15 protein-coding genes are annotated in these 17,668 nt (G+C 70.5%); 10 read left to right on the top strand and 5 right to left on the bottom strand.

Annotation, left to right across the window (positions count from 1 at the left end):
* The first annotated feature begins 101 nt into the window (after positions 1–101).
* Positions 102–1,442 (top strand): PP2C family protein-serine/threonine phosphatase, encoded by a 1,341-nt coding sequence (locus EV375_RS02720; RefSeq protein WP_130298023.1) that lies wholly within the window; start codon positions 102–104, stop codon positions 1,440–1,442.
* A 66-nt stretch (positions 1,443–1,508) separates the two neighbouring features.
* On the opposite strand, the gene EV375_RS02715 is transcribed toward EV375_RS02720, so the two are convergent.
* A complete protein-coding gene (locus EV375_RS02715) occupies positions 1,509–2,366 on the bottom strand; it encodes a 3-hydroxybutyryl-CoA dehydrogenase (protein ID WP_130298022.1) in 858 nt (285 codons plus the stop codon).
* 373 nt (positions 2,367–2,739) lie between these two features.
* Here EV375_RS02715 and EV375_RS02710 point away from each other — a divergent pair, with 373 nt between their 5' ends.
* The gene (locus EV375_RS02710; RefSeq protein WP_130301549.1) at positions 2,740–3,993 is read left to right on the top strand and encodes a family 10 glycosylhydrolase; all 1,254 of its coding nucleotides are present in this window, start codon (positions 2,740–2,742) and stop codon (positions 3,991–3,993) included.
* Between the two features lie 60 nt (positions 3,994–4,053).
* Here EV375_RS02710 and EV375_RS02705 read toward each other — a convergent pair whose 3' ends face one another.
* A complete protein-coding gene (locus tag EV375_RS02705) occupies positions 4,054–4,257 on the bottom strand; it encodes a DUF1918 domain-containing protein (protein WP_130298021.1) in 204 nt (67 codons plus the stop codon).
* 143 nt (positions 4,258–4,400) lie between these two features.
* The gene (locus EV375_RS02700) at positions 4,401–5,381 is read right to left on the bottom strand and encodes a DMT family transporter (protein ID WP_130298020.1); all 981 of its coding nucleotides are present in this window, start codon (positions 5,379–5,381) and stop codon (positions 4,401–4,403) included.
* On the opposite strand from EV375_RS02700, the gene EV375_RS02695 reads away from it, so the two are divergent.
* The gene (locus EV375_RS02695) at positions 5,380–6,831 is read left to right on the top strand and encodes an aminotransferase-like domain-containing protein (RefSeq protein WP_130298019.1); all 1,452 of its coding nucleotides are present in this window, start codon (positions 5,380–5,382) and stop codon (positions 6,829–6,831) included. The two genes, EV375_RS02700 and EV375_RS02695, sit on opposite strands and share 2 nt — an antisense overlap.
* A 194-nt stretch (positions 6,832–7,025) precedes the next feature.
* Positions 7,026–8,042 carry a non-homologous end-joining DNA ligase gene (gene ligD / locus EV375_RS02690; protein WP_130298018.1) on the top strand — a complete coding sequence of 339 codons (1,017 nt, stop codon included), beginning with the start codon at positions 7,026–7,028 and terminating at the stop codon, positions 8,040–8,042.
* Positions 8,043–8,193: 151 nt separating this feature from the next.
* Here ligD and EV375_RS02685 read toward each other — a convergent pair whose 3' ends face one another.
* Positions 8,194–9,135 (bottom strand): hypothetical protein, encoded by a 942-nt coding sequence (locus EV375_RS02685; protein WP_130298017.1) that lies wholly within the window; start codon positions 9,133–9,135, stop codon positions 8,194–8,196.
* A 191-nt stretch (positions 9,136–9,326) separates the two neighbouring features.
* On the opposite strand from EV375_RS02685, the gene EV375_RS02680 reads away from it, so the two are divergent.
* On the top strand, positions 9,327–9,896 hold the full coding sequence (locus EV375_RS02680; RefSeq protein ID WP_130298016.1) for a histidine phosphatase family protein: 570 nt from the start codon (positions 9,327–9,329) through the stop codon (positions 9,894–9,896).
* Positions 9,897–10,443: 547 nt separating this feature from the next.
* Here EV375_RS02680 and EV375_RS02670 read toward each other — a convergent pair.
* Positions 10,444–11,457 (bottom strand): LacI family DNA-binding transcriptional regulator, encoded by a 1,014-nt coding sequence (locus EV375_RS02670; protein WP_130301548.1) that lies wholly within the window; start codon positions 11,455–11,457, stop codon positions 10,444–10,446.
* Between the two features lie 295 nt (positions 11,458–11,752).
* Here EV375_RS02670 and EV375_RS02665 point away from each other — a divergent pair, with 295 nt between their 5' ends.
* The 5 genes from EV375_RS02665 (at position 11,753) to EV375_RS02645 (ending at position 17,665) form a co-directional block, all read left to right on the top strand.
* Positions 11,753–13,060, top strand: a complete 1,308-nt coding sequence (locus EV375_RS02665) for an extracellular solute-binding protein (protein ID WP_130298015.1) — start codon at positions 11,753–11,755, stop codon at positions 13,058–13,060.
* A 93-nt stretch (positions 13,061–13,153) separates the two neighbouring features.
* Positions 13,154–14,149, top strand: coding sequence for a carbohydrate ABC transporter permease (locus EV375_RS02660; RefSeq protein ID WP_130298014.1), 996 nt, complete (start codon positions 13,154–13,156; stop codon positions 14,147–14,149).
* 12 nt (positions 14,150–14,161) lie between these two features.
* On the top strand, positions 14,162–15,082 hold the full coding sequence (locus tag EV375_RS02655; RefSeq protein WP_130298013.1) for a carbohydrate ABC transporter permease: 921 nt from the start codon (positions 14,162–14,164) through the stop codon (positions 15,080–15,082).
* Positions 15,083–15,178: 96 nt separating this feature from the next.
* On the top strand, positions 15,179–16,615 hold the full coding sequence (locus tag EV375_RS02650) for a GH1 family beta-glucosidase (RefSeq protein ID WP_130298012.1): 1,437 nt from the start codon (positions 15,179–15,181) through the stop codon (positions 16,613–16,615).
* A gap of 186 nt (positions 16,616–16,801) precedes the next feature.
* Entirely contained in the window at positions 16,802–17,665 is an 864-nt protein-coding gene (locus EV375_RS02645) for an oxygenase MpaB family protein (protein WP_486588238.1), read from the top strand.
* Positions 17,666–17,668 lie beyond the last annotated feature (3 nt).

Below are 17,668 nucleotides of genomic sequence, written 5' to 3'. Positions count from 1 at the left end.
CACGGGGTGCACGGGTTCTCCGGGAGAGCCGGACGGAGGGGGAAAGGACAGCAGCACGACAGGGGCGGGGCGCCGCCCCGACGGCCGGAGGGACCATCCGCATGACCGCAGACCAGCGAACGCGCGTCGGCGTGCAGAGCTCCGGCCCGGCGGAAGCGAACGCCGCCGGCGCCCGGACGAAGGTCTCCAACGGTCCGTGGCGTGCACGCAGAGCGGTGGCCTTCGCGGTGCCCGCCCTGTGGACGGCGGGCGTGGTCGTGTGGGAGCTGCTGCTGCCCACGGGCACCCACGGCGTCGCGCTGCTGGCCGCGACCCCCGCGCTGGCCTGTGCCGGTACTGGAGGACGCAGTGGTGTGTGGCTCGGCGGCGGTCTTGCGCTCCTCGCGCTGTACTTGCTGGGTTCCGTCCCCGTCCCCGAGGAGATCGGCAGCAAAGCCGGAATGTGTGCGGCGATCATCTCCGTGGCGATGGTCAGCTGCTACACGACGAGGCGGCGCGCACGCCTCACTGACGAGCTCGCGCGCACCCGGGAGGTCGCCACCGCCGCACAGCGGGCGCTGATACGTCCTCTGCCGCCGCACATCGGGCGGTTCAGCGTCGCGGCCGGCTATCTGTCGTCGGCTCGCGGTGCGGCGGTGGGCGGTGACCTGTACGACGCCGTGGCCACGGCACACGGCGTGCGCATCGTGATCGGCGACGTGCGCGGTCACGGGCTCGGCGCAGTCGGCACGGTGGCGGCCGTGCTCGGCAGCTTCCGGGAGGCCGCGCACGACGAGCCGCGGCTGGAGCGTGTGCCGCGCCGCCTGGAGCGGGCGCTGGAGCGGCACTTGGACGACAGCCGTCACGCACCGGTCTCCCCGCCGGAGCGCGGCGCCACGGGGGAACCCGGCGAGGTGGACGAGGAGTTCGTGACCGTGCTGCTGCTGGAGGTGCGCGCGGACGGCGAGGTCACGGCAGTCAACTGCGGTCACCCCTGGCCGTACCGGCTGACCACCGGCCGCAACGGCGCTTGCCGCAGCGAACCGGTCACCACCGCCGAACCACTGCCTCCCCTCGGCCTGTTGCCGCTGCCGCCGGAGGACCCCTCGCCCAGGCACCTGCGACTGCCGCCGGGGGAGGGGCTGTTCCTCTACACCGACGGAGCGGAGGACGCGCGCGACGCCGACGGCCGCTGGTTCCCGTTGGCCGACGTGCTCACGGCAGCCCTCCTCGCCCGGCGGCCGGAGGGGGACGGGCGGAACGGGCGGTGCGGGGTGGTGGAGCCGGCGGACATCGTCGACTCCGTGCGCCGGTCCCTCCTGCGTCACGCGGGCGGACGGCTGCCGGACGACGTCGCGCTCCTCGCCCTGCGCAACGACCGGTGCCGCGTGCACGGCCGGGCGCAGCACCCGGAGCCGCAACCGGCAGCGGCCGATGCGACGTTGCTGTGCTCCTGCACGTGACACCGGGTCCGCCGGTCCGCGGCCCCACGGCTGCTCGCCGCCTCCCGCCGGGGCGGCAGGCGGCCGTCAGTACGCGTAGAAGCCCGCGCCCGCCTTGCGGCCGAGGCGTCCCGCGTCCACCATCCGCTGGAGCAGCGGGGGAGCGGCGTACAGGGGCTCCTTGAACTCCGAGTACATCGAGTCGGCGACCGAGGCGACCGTGTCGAGACCGATCAGATCGGTGAGCTTGAGCGGCCCCATCGGGTGCGCACAGCCCAGCTCCATCCCGTTGTCGATGTCCTCGCGGCTCGCGATGCCCGACTCGAACATCCTGACCGCGGAGAGCAGATACGGGATCAGCAGCGCGTTGACGACGAATCCGGAACGGTCCTGGGCCCGGATCGTGTGCTTGTCGAGGATGCCCGAGACGGCGGCCTCCGCACGTTTGATCGTCTCCTCGCTCGTGGTCAGCGCGGGGATGATCTCGACGAGTTTCTGCACCGGCGCCGGGTTGAAGAAGTGGATGCCGATGACCTGGTCGGGGCGGGATGTCGCCACCGCGAGCTTGACCAGGGGGATCGACGAGGTGTTGGACGCGAGGATGGCGTCGGGCCGCGTGACGACCTGGTCGAGGACCTGGAAGATCTCCGTCTTGACCTGCTCGTTCTCGATGACCGCCTCGACGACGAGGTCACGGTCGGCGAGGTCGCCGAGGTCCGTGGTGAAGGTGAGCCGGCCGAGCGTGGCATCCCGTTCGTCCTCGGTGATCTTGCCGCGTTCCGCAGCCTTGCCGAGGGAGTTCGCCAGGCGCGTGCGGCCCAGCTCCAGCGCCTCGCCGGTGGTCTCGGCGACCATGACCTCCAGTCCGGCCCGCGCGCACACTTCGGCGATGCCCGAGCCCATCTGGCCGCAACCCACCACTCCGACGCGTTCGATGTCCGTCACCTCGTGCCTTTCGCTGATCCTGTGGTCCCGGGCGTGACGGGCGTGGACCCCTGGAGGAACGGCACGCCGAGGAACGGCCCCCGGAGGAACAGCCCTGTTCCTCCCTCCCCGGAGTGCGTACGGGGGTGCTCCCACGCCGCCCACGACGTTACCCCCGAGGGGCCCCGCCCCGGGGAGCGGGGGCGAAAGCCGGCACGGGGACTTGTACGGGCGCCAAGGGCACGGCAGCATCGGCGGATTGGTCTCCACCACTGCGCGGGCCGGGAGGACCACGCCAGGCTCGGCCCGGACCATCGCGGAAGGGAGACCGCGAACGGGGCGGCCGCGGACGGTCCGCCATGAACGGGTGACCATGAAGGGGGAAGGGGAGACGATGCGGCGCGTCACACGGAGAAGCTTTGCGACGGGTTCGGTAGCGGCACTGACCGGTGTCGCCGGTTCTTCGAGCCCGAGCCCGAGCGCCGTCGCGCAGGAGCGGCACCTCGCCCGGGACGTCGGAAGCCCGGGCAACCGATCGGAGCTGCGCGGCATGTGGATCGCGACGGTCGACAACCGCGACTGGCCCAGCGCCCCCGGTCTGAGCCCGCACGAACAGCGCGCCGAGCTGCTCGCTCATCTCGAGACCGCTCGCCGCCGGCGGCTGAACACGATCTGGTTCCAGGCGAGGCCGACGGCGGACGCCTTGTGGCCGTCACGCCACGAGCCCTGGTCGGAGTGGCTCACCGGCGTTCAGGGCAAGGACCCGGGCTGGGACCCTCTGGGCTTCGTCGTCCGCGAGGCGCACCGGCGGGGCCTGGCCGTCGAGGCGTGGTTCAACCCCTACCGCGTCGCGCTGCACGACGACCCGGGGCGGCTCGTGCCCGCCCATCCGGCCCGCCGCCACCCCGACTGGGTCGTCGCCTACGGCGGGAAGCTCTACTACAACCCGGGACTGCCGCAGGTGCGCCGCTTCGTGCAGGACGCCATGCTCGACGCCGTCCGCCGCTACGACATCGACGGAGTCCACTGGGACGACTACTTCTACCCGTACCCCGTCGAGGGAGAGACGTTCGACGACGACGCCGCGTACGCGGAGTACGGCAGCGGGTTCCCGGACCGTGCCGACTGGCGCCGCAACAACATCGATCTGCTCGTCGCGGAGGCCGCGCAGCGCGTCCGCCGCGTCAAGCCCGGACTGCGCTTCGGGATCAGTCCCTTCGGCGTGTGGCGCAACAAGTCGAGCGACCCGGCCGGTTCGGACACTGCCGCGGGGGTGGAGACCTACGACGACCTGTACGCGGACACCCGCAAGTGGGTGCGCGAGGGCCGGCTCGACTACGTCCTCCCGCAGCTCTACTGGCACATGGGCTTCGAGGCCGCCGACTATGCGAAGCTGGCGCCGTGGTGGGCCGGGACCGTACGCGGCACTCGCACACGCCTCTACATCGGAGAGGCCCTCTACAAGGCCGGCGACCCGGCCCAGCCCGCTCCGTGGCAGGACCCGGCAGAGCTGTCCCGGCACCTCACGTACTGCAGATCGCTTCCCGAGGTGCAAGGGCATGCGTTCTTCTCCGCCAAGGAGGTCTCGGAGGACGTCATCGGTGCGATGGACCGCGTCGTCGCCGACCACTACCCGCGGATGCGGTAACGGCCGGCGGGCACCGGACGGCCGGATACGCGCCGGCCATCCCCCGTTGGCCGAGCCGGCTCAGGCGGCCCGCTTGCTCTTCTTGCGTTCCTGGACGACGGAGTCGGGGCCGGGTGAGACCACTGCCTCGTGTCCGTCGTCGAAGCGCACCCGGAACGGCGGTTCGCCGTCGGCGCCCAGTACCTCGACGATCTCCCCTTCGCGGTCGTGCTCACCCACGACCCGGCCGTGCACCAGCAGACGGTCGCCCGTGTTCGCTCGCATCAGGAGAACCCTCCTGTTTCGCAGGGATGCAACGGAAAGTCCGTACAGTCCGTGATGTGCTGTCCGTACCGATAAGTCTAAGCCGGACGGCCCATCCGTGCCTCCGCCCGGTGCGGGCTCCGTGTGCGGAACCCGGGCGCGGGCTACGTGCGGGTTCTTTGCACGACGACGATGCACACCAGCACGGCGAGGGCGGTCGCGGGAGCGGCGGGCGGCAGCTTCTCGCCGAGCAGCAGCACCGACCAGAACAGCGTGAGCAACGGCTGCGCGAGCTGCGTCTGACTGGCCCTGGCGACACCCGCGAGGCCCATGCCCCGGAACCACACCATCAGCCCCAGCAGCTGCGAGCCCATGGCCACCCACACCAGGCCGGCCACGGAGCGGACATCCGGGTGCGCGGGCTCCAGGAGCAGAGCCGCCAGGGCTGCGGGGACCGCCAGCGGCAGGCAGACGGCGAGGGCCCAGCCGATCACCTGAAGTCCGGACAGTTCGCGCGCGAGGCGGCCGCCCTCCCCGTACCCGGCGGCGCAGACGAGGAGTGCGACGGCGAGATACAGGTCGCCGGTGGTGGGGGCGCCGCCGCTCTCGTGCAGTGCGAAGGCGATGACGGCGGCGGCGCCCGCGAGCGCCGCCGCCCAGAAGACCGGGGAGGGCCGGGTGCCGGTGCGCAGCGACGAGTACAGCGCCGTCGTCAGCGGCAGCAGGCCGACGACGACGGCGGCGTGCGCTGTGGTGGAGGTCTGCAGCGCGAGCGTCGTCAGCAGGGGGAAGGCGATCATCACGCCGGAGGCGGAGACGGCCAGCCACGGCCAGTGCCGCCGTGCGGGCACCGGAACCCTCAGCACGGCGAGCGCCAGGCACGCGACGGCTCCGGACAGGACCGTCCGCAGCGAGGTCACCGACCAGGGGCCGAAGCCGTCCAGTGCCCAGGCGGTGGAGGGAAAGGTGAGCGAGAAGCACATGACGCCGAGCGCGGCGAGCGCCAGCCCGCCACCCCTGACGCGCTCCGTTCGCGGGCGCGATGCCGGCGGGGCGGACCGTGACCGGTCCGGGCCGGGACCGGGGGAGGTTCCGGAGGGAACTGCTACCGACTCATCAGGGGTAGCGCTACTCTTGCTATTCATGTATGAGCGTAGCAGTGTGGCTGAACTGGCCGGAAGGCTCCGTCACGAAGTGGACCGCTACTCTCCCGGTGAGAAACTGCCGTCGAGTCGGGAACTGGTCGAGGCACATCGGGTCAGTCCCGTCACCGTCTCCCGCGCGCTCGCCCAGCTCGCCGCCGAGGGGCTGGTCGTCACCAGGCCGGGCGCGGGTGCTTTCCGGGCCGGACCGCGCAGGGCAGCAGCAGCCGCGGAGAGCGGCGACACGTCCTGGCAGGAGGTCGCGCTGAGCGCCGACGCGTCCGCCGACCAGGTGCCGCGAAGCGTCGACGCCGAGGGCCTGCTGGCCACGCTTTCCGCGCCCCCGCCGGGCGTCATCGAGCTCAGCGGCGGGTATCTGCCGGCGAACCTGGCGCCCGAGAAGGCCCTCGCGGCGGCGCTTGCCCGCGCGGGACGCCGGCCCGGGGCCTGGGAGCGCTCCCCGGTGGAGGGCGTGGCGGAACTGCGCGGCTGGTTCGCGCGGGAGATCGGCGGCCCCGGGGGAAGCGTCACGGCAGCGGATGTGCTGATCACCGCCGGCGGCCAGAGCGCCATCACCACGACACTGCGTGCCCTCGCACCGCCCGGCGCGGCCGTCCTCGTGGAGTCGCCGACCTACCCGGGCCTGCTCGCCGCCGCCCGCGCGTCCGGCCTGCGTCCCGTCCCGGTGCCGGTGGACACCGACGGCGTGCGGCCCGAACTCCTCGAAGGTGCCTTCCGGGCCAGCGGAGCGCGCGTCTTCGTCTGCCAGCCGCTCTTCCAGAACCCGACCGGGGCCGTGCTCTCCGCGGATCGCCGGACGGCCGTGCTGCACGCGGCCCGGCAGGCGGGCGCGTTCGTCGTCGAGGACGACTTCGCCCGCCACCTCGCTCACGAGGACGCGGGGCCGCTGCCGTCCGCGATCCGGGCCGCGGATCCGGACGGCAGGGTCGTGCATCTGCGCTCGCTGACGAAGGTCACCTCGGCGAGCCTCCGTGTGGGGGCGCTCGCGGCACACGGGCCTGTGCTGGAGCGGCTGCGGGCGGTGCAGACGGTCGACAGCTTCTTCGTCCCCCGTCCGCTCCAGGAGGCGGCGCTCGAACTCGTCGGCGCGCCGGCGTGGCCCCGTCATCTGCGTACCGTCGCCGCCCGGCTGAGAGAGCGGCGCGAAGTGATGCTGACCTCGCTCGCGCGTGAGACACCGGCGCTGACCGTGACGCATGCGCCCCGCGGCGGCTACCACCTGTGGGTCCGGCTCCCGGACGGCGCGAACGAGGAGGCGCTCGCCTCGGCCGCGCTCCGCGCGGGGGTCTCCGTCGCCGCCGGGCGGCCGTACTTCGCCGCCGAACCCGCCGCCCGTCACCTGCGTCTGAGCTTCGCCCCGGCGGCGGGGGACAGCGAGATCGCGGAAGGAGTACGGCGGCTGCGGACCGCCTGCGAGGAAGCGCTCGGCTGATGACCGCCGGACGCGGCCCCCGTCCGCGAGCAGCGCGGGGAGCAGCGTGGGAGCTACGGCGGGAGCGACGCCGGGGGAGGGGCCGGAGGAGCGGCCGCGTACTGGGTGCGTCAGGTGCGGACGACGCCCCGGCCTGCGGCATGGCCCGTACGCGCCGGGGTACCTGCCACGCCCGGACCGGGAGGAGCGGAGCGATGAGCACACTGCTGGACGGGCTGCCCGCCGAGTACCGCGGGAGGCTCCGCGACGCGGCTCCCGGAGCGGACCTGGCCGGCCGGCCCATGCTCGCCACGCTCAGCGACCGGCGCGACTTCCCCGCGGGTTCCTGGATCTTCGAGCGCAAGCTCGACGGCGTCCGTCTCCTCGCCGTCCGCGAAGGGGACCGGGTACGGCTCCTCTCCCGCACCGGGCAGGACCTGCACGGTACGTACCCGGAGGTCGCCGACTCCCTCGCCGCTCAGGAGTGCTCCGACTTCACCGTCGACGGGGAGATCGTCGCGTTCTCAGCGGGCCGCACCGACTTCTCGCGGCTCCAGCAGCGCCTTCAGATCACCGACCCCCGCAAGGCGCGCGCCAGCGGCGTCGCCGTCTACTACTACGTCTTCGACCTGCTGCGGCTGGACGGCAAGGACGTGCGGACGCTGCCGCTGCGCACCCGCAAGTCCCTGCTGCGACGCGCCCTTCGCTTCGGCGGGCCTCTGCGCTTCACGACCCACCGCAACGAGGGCGGGCAGCCGCTGCTGGACGAGGCGTGCCGGCACGGCTGGGAGGGCCTGATCGCCAAGGTTGCCGACGGGCGGTATGCGCCCCGCAGGTCGCCGGACTGGCTGAAGCTGAAGTGCGCGAAGGGACAGGAGTTCGTCGTCGGCGGCTTCACCGAACCGTCCGGCAGCCGTGTCGGGTTCGGGGCGCTGCTGCTGGGCTATTACGAGGACGGGCGCCTGCGGTACGCGGGGAAGGTGGGCACCGGCTACGACCAGGCGACGCTGCTCGACCTGCGGCACAGGCTGGACGAACTGGCCGCGAGGCGTCGTCCGTTCGCCGAGCGCGTCCGGGAGAAGGGGACGCACTGGGCCGAGCCGGAACTCGTCGCGGAGATCGGCTTCACCGAGTGGACGCGGGACGGGAAGCTGCGGCATCCGCGCTTCCTCGGCCTGCGCGAGGACAAGAAGGCGCGAGAGGTCATCCGCGAACGGCCGGGCCCCGCGTGACGGGAACGGAGGGCAAGGGCCGTTCCAGGAGGGCGGAGGGGGCACCGAACCGGCGATGTGCCACCGCCGGATGAGCCCCCGGCCTCCCGGGACACGGAGACGGCCGGCGGGCCGGGCCGCTGAGCCCTCGGCAGCAGACCGGGGGCGCGGCTCAGCCCCCGTTTCCCAGGGCGCCGGCCTGCCGGCGGGCGCGCTCCTCCGCGGCCTCGGCCTCCCCGGCCCGGCGCCGAGCCTGCCGTTCGGCGCGCTCGGCCTCCTTCTCCCGCCCGCGTGACTGCTTGCGCGTCTCCTGGGCCTCCCGGACCTCTGCGCGCAGCCGGCCGAGCCGCTCCTCCGCCTCCTCCCGTTCCGCACGTGCGGCAGCCGTCTCCTCGGCCGCCCGGTCCGCTTCCCGCCTCCGGCGTCGTGCCTGGTCGGCGGCCTCGCGGACGGCACGGGCCGCCTTCCGGGCGTCCTCCGTCCGCTTCGCCGCCCCGCCTTTCGCCGCCCCGGTCTTCGCTGGTTTCCGGTCCTTCCGATCCTTCCGGCCCTTCCCGCCCTCCTGGTCCCGCTGGTCCTTCCGGCTCTGCTTCCGAGCCTGCTCCCGCGAAGGTGGTGCCGCGGCGGCTTCGCGTGCCGCCGCCTCGAATCCGGTGGTGGCGGTCAGTGGCTTCGACAGCCGCCCGGCCGCCCACTCCCGCGCGGCCTCCGGATCGGCCAGCACCGCATGGAGCGTCTGCGCCACCTCGTGCTGCGCCTGCGCACCCAGCGGCTGTCCGGCGTCCGCGGCGAGCAGTCCGGCCTGCTCGGACAGGGCGTTCACCAGCTGGTGCTGCTGGTGCGAGAGCGCACGCAGCTCCGCCCCGTCCAGATTCCGGTGGGCGCCGCGCAGCTCCTCACCGAGGCGCAGCAGCGGTGCGACCTGTTCCCCCTGCTCCCGCACCAGCAGATTGCTCGCCCAGGCGGCCAGGGTGGGCCGGCGCAGCGCGCGGATGCGCGCCGAGAGCTCCCGCTGTCCGCCGGCGCGGGCCCGCCGGGCCCGGTCGTCCCGGGCGGCGGTGAACTCCCGCGGCCGCAGCCCGTACAACTCGTCCGCCACCTCGTCCAGTTCCACGACCCGCACTCTCCCGTGCCTGCTTGTCCCGGTGTGGTTTCATGCCCCGTGCCCGCAATGACCGGTTGGTGACGTGCGCTTTCATTCCACCGCTCTCGGGCAGAGGTGTCCATCGCAATGGGGTCCTGTGCTGGGACGGGAATGACGAAAGTCCTATCGAAGACGGGCCCCGATCGCCTTACGATCGCCGAATGGCCCTACGCCTCACCCTGCTCGCATCCGGCCGCAGCTCGTCCGTGCTCGACGTGCGGTTCGCGGACAGCCGATCCCTCGATGCCGCGGGCTGGGACGAGGTCAAAAGGGCGGGGCCGTCCCTCTCCCACCTTGCCGCCGCCGAGCTGCGGTACTGCTCGCCGTCGGTGCGCTGCCGGGAGACCGCTCATGCCCTCAGCCTCTCCCCGGTGGCCCAACCGGCGCTGCGCGACTGCGACATGGGCCGCTGGAGCGGCTACACCCTGCGCGAGATCGCGGCCCGCGAGCCGCAGGCAGTGCAGGCATGGCTCGCGGACCCGCGCTCGGCACCGCACGGCGGCGAGTCCCTGGTGACCTTCATCCAGCGCATCGGCGGCTGGCTCGACACCCGGCCGGTCAATGACGGCAGCTGGATCGTCGCGGTCACGGAGCCCGGAGTGATGCGGGCCGCCGTGTGCTACGTCCTGAAGGCTCCCCCGAAGGCGTACTGGCAGATCGACGCCCAGCCGCTCTCCGCCGTCACGTTCTCCGGACGGGTGGGGGACTGGAGCCTGTGCCTGGAGCACTGACGTGCCATGCCGGGGCGGCGTGATCTGGAAGGACGTGGCGAGAGACGGCCCGCGGAGGTGGCGGCGAGATCGAGGTGCACCCGGTTCTTCGTCGCCGTCTTGGCTTCAGGGACGGTGGCGATGTCGACGCATACGCGACCGGGTCCGGCCGGGCGAAGCCGCCGACCGGTGCAAACGTTGGTCACGCCCGGTCCCTCGCTGGAACACCCCAGCCGAGCGCCTCGGCCCAGAACGGGCCGACCGCCGAGTCGTCAAGAGCCTTTCGAGTTCACCTGAACCGGTCGCAGTGCCATGCGGCGATCCCGTGCACCCGCTCCGCCACGTCATCCGGGCCGTACGGGGCTTGGGTGAACTGCTTGGCGAACGCCCCGCGCGGTACGCACCAGGCCACACAAGCGGCAGGACGTGCCGGGGACGGACGACCAGGACCTGGTGCCCGGTGCGGTCTGTCCAACTGGTGCGAGACGCCAACCGGATTAAGGCAGCACTTCAGGCGAGGGGGCACGGTCCCTGAACTGCCGGCACCCAGAACAAGCCCATTGCGGTATCAGGCCGACTCGCGAACCACGAGCTGTGTCGGCAGGGTGATCTGCTGCCGTTGTGCCCCGCGCAGGGTGATGTCGGTGAGAATCCGGGCCATCGTCCGGCCGAGTTCCTCCACCGGCTGACGCACTGTGGTCAGGGGCGGGTTGGTGTGGCGGGCCAGGACGGAGTCCTCGAATCCGACGACGGCGACTTCACCGGGAACCTGGCGTTGATGCCGACGCAGTTCGTCCAGGGCGCCGGCTGCCATGAGGTCGGAAGCGGCGAAGACGGCGTCCAGAGCCGGTGCACGTTCAAGAAGCAAACGCATGGCGCTACTGCCGCTCTCCTCGGTGAAATCACCTGCCTCGACGAGGAGTTCGTCCGCAGGCACCCCCGCTTCTTCGTGGGCGACGCGCCAGCCGGCGAGTCGGCTGCGTCCGACGTCCATGTCCAGCGGCCCGGTGATCGTGGCGATCCTTGTCCTGCCGCTGTTCAGCAGGTAACGGACTGCCGCCGTGGCGCCTCCCGCGTTGTCGCAGTCCACGTAACTCAGCTGCTCATCCGCGTCACGTCGGCCGGCCAGGACAGTGGGCAGGCCGATCTCTTCCAGAGTGCCCGGCAGCCGGTCGTCGGCATGCACGGAGACGAGCAGGATCCCGTCCACGCGGCGCCCTGTCACCGATTCGATGAGCTGGTCGCGCTCGGCTCGGTCACGGACCAGCATCAGCTGCAGTTGGGTCCGGCTCTCTGCGAGGGCGCCGCTGACGCCGCGGATCAGTGCGGCGAAGAAAGGCTCCGAACCGAGTCGGCTTTCCGATTCCGGGATCACCAGGGCCACTGCGTTGGTGCGGCTGGTCACCAAGCCGCGGGCGACCGAGTTGGGAACATAGTTGAGTTCCTTGATCGCCGCCAGAACCCTGGATCGCACGTCGGCACTGACCAGATCCGAGCCATTGACAACACGTGACACCGTGGTCCGGCCCACACCGGCCCGCGCCGCGACCGTTTTGATCGTTGGGCGGCGATTCTCGGCCATGTGCTCCCTCCCCTGCTCCCGCGGCAGCAGCCGCGAACGTGACCAGCGACGATACTGGCAGACCCTCCCGCCGGTGAGCACTCGTTCACGTAGGAAAACGAACACAGGATGTCCGAAGAACCCGAAAGTTGCCTTCAACTCATTGACAGGTGACTGCCCTTCCGTGAGTCTTCACGCATCAGTGGGAACGTGCCCACTCCAGTGGGCACGTTCCCATCACTTTCCGAGCCGCTGTGGTCATCGCAGACAGAACTCGTGACTCCGATGTGTCAGCGTCGTCGCTAGGAGGAGACCCGTGGGCACTCTCGGTTCATTGCGCAGGAAGGCGGTGGCGACAGCTGCGGCCGTCGGCGCCCTGACGCTCGTCATAGGTTGCGGCAGTGGTGACACCTCGGTCACGGGGGGTGGCAAGAAGGACGGCAAGGTCACCATCACCATGGGCCTGTTCGGTGTGATGGGCCTGAAGGAGACGGGCCTTCTCGAGCAGTACGAGAAGGAGAACCCCAACGTCGACATCAAGGCCGAGATCGCCGGCGACGAGCAGACTTACTACACCGCGCTGCAGACCAGGCTCGCCGCCGGGGACGGCCTGAAGGACATCCAGGGCATCGAGATCGGCAGGGCCAAGGAGATCGTCGATACCCAGTCCGAAAAGTTCGCGGACTTCGCCGGCACGACGGACATCGGGCACTTCCTTCCATGGAAGGAATCCCAGATCACCACTTCGGACGGCAGGGTGCTGGGCCTCGGCACCGACATCGGCCCGATGGCCATCTGCTACCGCAAGGATTACTTCGAGAAGGCCGGCTTGCCGACCGACCGGGAGGCGGTGGGCAAGCTGTGGGCGGGTGACTGGAAGAAGTACGTCGAGGTCGGCCGGACCTTCAAGAAGGACTTCAAGGGCGGCGACGTGGCCTACATGGACGCGGCCAGCGGACTGTTCAACGCGATGGTCTACGGCCACTCCCGGCAGTACTACGACAAAAAGGGCAACCTGATCTACGACAGGAACCCGGCTGTCAAGGAAGCCTGGAACCTTGCCTCCGACGTCGCCGAGGACAACCTGACAGCCAAGCTCCGCCAGTTCCAGCCGGGCTGGGACCCGGGACTGGCCAATGGAACGTTCGCCACTGCGGTGTGCCCGGCCTGGATGCTCAGCCACATCAGCGAGAAGGCCGGCGAGAAGAACAAGGGCAAGTGGGACGTGGCCAGGGCGCCCATGGGTGCCAACTGGGGCGGGTCCTTCCTGGGTGTGATCGAGAAGAGCCCGGTGAAGGCGGAAGCCCAGAAGCTCGTGGCATGGCTGACTGCGCCGGAGCAACAGGCCCACATCTTCAAGGAGATCGGCCCGATCCCGTCCTCGCGGGAAGCGCTGGACCGCGACGATGTGAAGAAGACGAAGTCGGAGTACTTCAACAACGCGCCGATCGGCCAGATCTTCGGTGCCGCCGCCCGGGAAATCCCGGACGAGCAGGTCCTGGGCCGCAAGGACGGCACGATCAAGGACACCTTCTCCCAGGGTCTGGCCCTGGTCGAGCAAGGCACCTCGCGTGACAAGGCGTGGAAGACCACCTCGGAGCGTATCGAGAAGGCTGTCGGCTGACCCGGTATCTCCTGCGGCCGCCTGTGGGTCCGCCGGTATTCCGCCGACGGGCCCGGCCCCGCCTCATTCATCAGCTCCCAGGAAGGAAGTCCGGTGGCCACGTCCATCACCAAGGCCCTGGCCGGCGAGGAGCCCCCGGGTCCGTCTCCCGAGACGGGCGGCAGCACCGGTCGGCACCGGCGCAGCGCACTGATTCACCGGGTGGACCTCAAGGGCGCGCCATACGCGTTCGTCGCGCCGTTCTTCGTCGTCTTCGCCGCGTTCAGTTTTTACCCCCTCATCTATACGATGTGGATCTCCCTGCACAGGGTGGAACTCGCCACCCTCGACGTCATGCAGTGGGTGGCGTTCGACAACTACGTCGATCTCTGGAGCGATGAACGCTTCTGGAACGCACTCTCGAACACCGTCACCATCGGCATCATCTCTACGGTTCCGCAGTTGCTGATGGCACTCTGCCTGGCCCACCTGCTCAACTACCGCATGCGCGCGTCACTGTTCTTCCGCGTCGCCTCGCTGGTCCCTTACGCCACGTCGGTGGCCGCCGCAGCGCTCGTGTTCACCATGATCTTCGAGCGGGACTTCGGCATGATCAACTGGGGGCTCGGCCTGGCAGGTGTCGACCCGCTGAACTGGGAGTCCCACAAGTGGCCTGCGCAGGCTGCGATTTCGACCATCGTGATCTGGCGCTGGACCGGCTACAACGCGCTGCTGTACCTGGCCGCGATGCAGGCCATCCCCGCAGAGCGATACGAGGCCGCCTCCATCGACGGGGCCTCGCGGTGGAAGCAGTTCATCCACGTGACCGTGCCCGGGATACGCTCCACGATCGTCTTCACCATCGTGCTCTCCACGATCGGCGCCACCCAACTCTTCGGTGAACCACTGATCTTCGGCCAGGGCCCCAACGGCATCACCGGCGGCGCGGACAACCAGTATCAGACACTCGGCCTGCTGCTGTACGAGGAGGGCTGGAAGAACTACCAGATGGGCCGCGCGGCAACTGTCGCCTGGGCGATGTTCCTCATTCTCATCCTCGTGTTCGTCCTGCAGCGGCTGATCACACGCCTGCGCAACCGCATGTCCTGACCTGGAGACGCCATGACCACCAATAGCCTCCCGGTCCAAACGGCCGGCCCGGCCCGGACCCCCGCCGTCATGACAGGCCGCGGCAGCCGCCGGCTGCTGCGGCAGCGCGCCGGCCGCCAGCACCACGCCGGCCCGCTTGCCTATGTCCTTCTCGTCATCATGGCGATTCTGTCGATCTTCCCGCTGTACTGGACGATGGTGGCGGCGTCCACGGACAACACCCGTGTCAGCCAGACTCCGCCGCCGTTCCTGCCCGGCCCCAACCTGTTCAGCAACCTCGCCCGCGCTTGGGACGAGGCGGCCATGGGCAAGGCCATGATCAACAGTCTGATCGTGGCCGGGGTGATCGCGCTGTCCACGGTGATGTTCGCGACCCTCGCGGGCTTCGCCTTCGCCAAGCTGCGGTTCAAGGGGCGCAACATCCTGCTCATGCTGGTGATCGGCACCATGATGGTGCCGCCCCAGCTCGGCGTCGTACCGCTGTTCATGATGATGTCCGAACTCGGGCTGGCGCAGCAGCTGCCCGCCGTCATCTTCCCCACGCTGGTGAGCGCGGTAGGGGTGTTCTTCATGCGGCAGTACCTCTCGGAGGCGCTTCCGGACGAGCTGGTCGAGGCGGGGCGCGTCGACGGAGCGCACTCGATGCGCGTCTTCTGGAGCATCGTGCTTCCGGTGGCGCGGCCAGCGATGGCGGTCCTGTTCATGATCACGTTCGTGCATGCCTGGAACGACTTCTTCTGGCCGTTCGTGGTCCTCGACATGACCAATCCGACCGTCCCCGTCGCCCTCACCCAGCTCAGCGCCGGCTACGTCCGCGATCAGTCACTCATCATGGCGGGGGCGCTGCTCGGCACGCTCCCGCTGCTGGCGATGTTCATCGTCTTCGGTCGCCAGATCGTCAGCGGCATCATGGCCGGCGCCGTCAAGGGCTGATCCCACACACCAACCCGGCGTGAAGCCGCCGCCGGGTCTCCCCATACCTGTGTCGTTCGCGAGCCCGCGAGTGACCCCGTCTTTGAAAGGACCCACGTGGTCACCGCACAGCACACCGAATCCACCCCGGAGACCGCACGCATCTTTCCCGAGGGCTTCATCTGGGGCTCCGCGACCGCTTCCTACCAGATCGAGGGAGCCTCGAGCGAGAACGGCCGTACACCCTCCATCTGGGACACCTACGCCCGCACACCCGGCCGGATCCGCAACGGCGACACCGGTGACGTCGCCACCGACCACTACCACCGCTGGCGCGAGGACGTCGCCCTCATGTCCGAACTCGGCCTGGGCGCCTACCGCTTCTCGCTTTCCTGGCCCCGGATTCAGCCCACCGGCCGCGGCCCCGCCGTCCAGAAGGGCCTGGACTTCTACCGGCGTCTCGTCGATGAGCTGCTGGACAGGGGCATCCAGCCCGTCGCCACCCTCTACCACTGGGACCTTCCGCAGGACCTCGAGGACGCCGGCGGCTGGCCCGAGCGTGCCACCGCCGAACGGTTCGCCGAGTACACCACTCTTGCCGCGGACGCCCTCGGGGACCGGGTGAAGACCTGGATCACTCTGAACGAGCCGTGGTGCAGCGCGTTCCTCGGTTATGGATCCGGTGTGCATGCCCCCGGCCGCACCGACCCGGTCGCCGCCCTGCGTGCCGCCCACCACCTCAACCTGGGCCACGGCCTGGCTGTCCAGGCACTGCGCGATCGCCTTCCTGCCGACGCCCAGTGCTCGGTCACGCTCAACATCCACCACGTCCGCCCGCTTACCGGCAGCGACGCCGACGCCGACGCGGTCCGCAGGATCGACGGGCTGGCCAACCGGGTCTTCACCGGCCCGATGCTGGAAGGCGCATATCCGGAGGACCTGGTCATGGACACCGCGGCCCTGACCGACTGGACTTTCATACGCGACGGCGACCTCCGGCAGATCCGGCAGCCGTTGGACTTCCTGGGTGTCAACTACTACACGCCCACCGTCGTCTCCGAGGCCGACGGCGACAGCACCCACACTTCCGACGGCCACGGCAACAGCGCCCACAGCCCGTGGCCGGGCGCCGACAACGTCGCCTTCCACCAGCCGCCCGGCGACACCACCGCCATGGGCTGGGCCATCGACCCGACCGGCCTCCACGCACTGCTTCGTCGTCTGTCGTCCGACTTCCCGGAAGTGCCCCTGATCATCACCGAGAACGGTGCGGCCTTCGACGACTACGCCGACCCCTCCGGCCGCGTCATGGACCCCGCCCGGATCGCTTACGTGCGCGACCACCTGGCCGCCGTCCACAAGGCCATCGCCGATGGCGCTGACGTGCGCGGCTACTTCCTGTGGTCGCTGCTGGACAACTTCGAATGGGCCCACGGCTACAGCAAGCGCTTCGGCACCGTCTACGTGGAGTACCCGACGGGCACCCGGATCCCCAAGGCCAGCGCCCGCTGGTACTCCGAGATCGCCCGCACAGGCATATTGCACAGTGCCTGATCAAGCCTGGTGCGGCACACCCGGCCTCCTCCTCTCTTGCAGTGCAGCGTGACTGTCTCGATGGCCGGCGGTGGCGTGGTCAGTGCAGTCACCGAGCGGTTTCCCGCCGGGCCCGGTTCCGTCCCGGCGCCCTTGCGCCGGCCGCGCAGCGCGGACAATGAAGAGATGGAGCGGTGGATACCTGGCATGCCTGCCGTGCGGGAGCGGCTGGGCAACAGCCTCTTCGAGCGTGTGGCAGGCCCGTCGGGGGGCGAGAACCGGGCACGGATCCACGGGACACCCGGACCGAGATGGTTCGCCGAGGACAGGCCTGTCCGTGTCGTGCACGGTGACGCCTCGATGTTCATCGGCGGGCTGAGCGCGCTGCTGCTGCAGTCGCTGCACCCACTCGCCATGAGCGCCGTCGCGGCGCACTCCGGGTACAAGGGCGATCCGTGGGGGCGACTCCAGCGGACCAGCCTCTTCCTCGCCACGACGACGTACGGCACGGCGGACGACGCGCAGCGCGCGGTGGACCGGGTGAGGGGTGTCCATCAGCGGGTGCGGGGACGGACCACCACTGGGGACGGCTATCACGCAGCGGATCCGCACCTGCTCGCCTGGGTGCACGTCGCGGAGGTCGACAGCTTCTGGCGGGCCCACCGTCTCTACGGCGCGAACCCGCTGACGCCGGCCGACTACGACGGCTATGTGGCCGACATGGCACGCGTCGGCACCGCCCTCGGCGTCATCGATCCGCCGCGCGACCGCAGGGAGCTGGCCGGACGGATCGAGTCGTACCGTCCCGAGCTGCGTGCCACGCCGGAGGCCGAGGAGGCGGCCCGCTTCCTGCTCCGGCATCCCCCGATCCCCCTGACCGCCCGGCTTCCCTACGCCGCTCTCGCCGCGGGCGCGGTCTCGCTGCTGCCTCCGTGGGCTCGGGGGCCACTGGGGCTTCCCTACGTCCCGGCGTTGGAGAAGACGGGTGTGCGCTGGGCCGGTTCAGGTATCACGTCCGTCATCCGCTGGGCCATGGCACGCCGCCCTCCGGAAGCGCCGCCGATCGGCTGATGC

This window comes from Streptomyces sp. CNZ301 (assembly GCF_004217425.1).
Note: the sequence above shows the minus strand (reverse complement) of the source record. Positions and strands in the feature narration are given on the sequence as shown.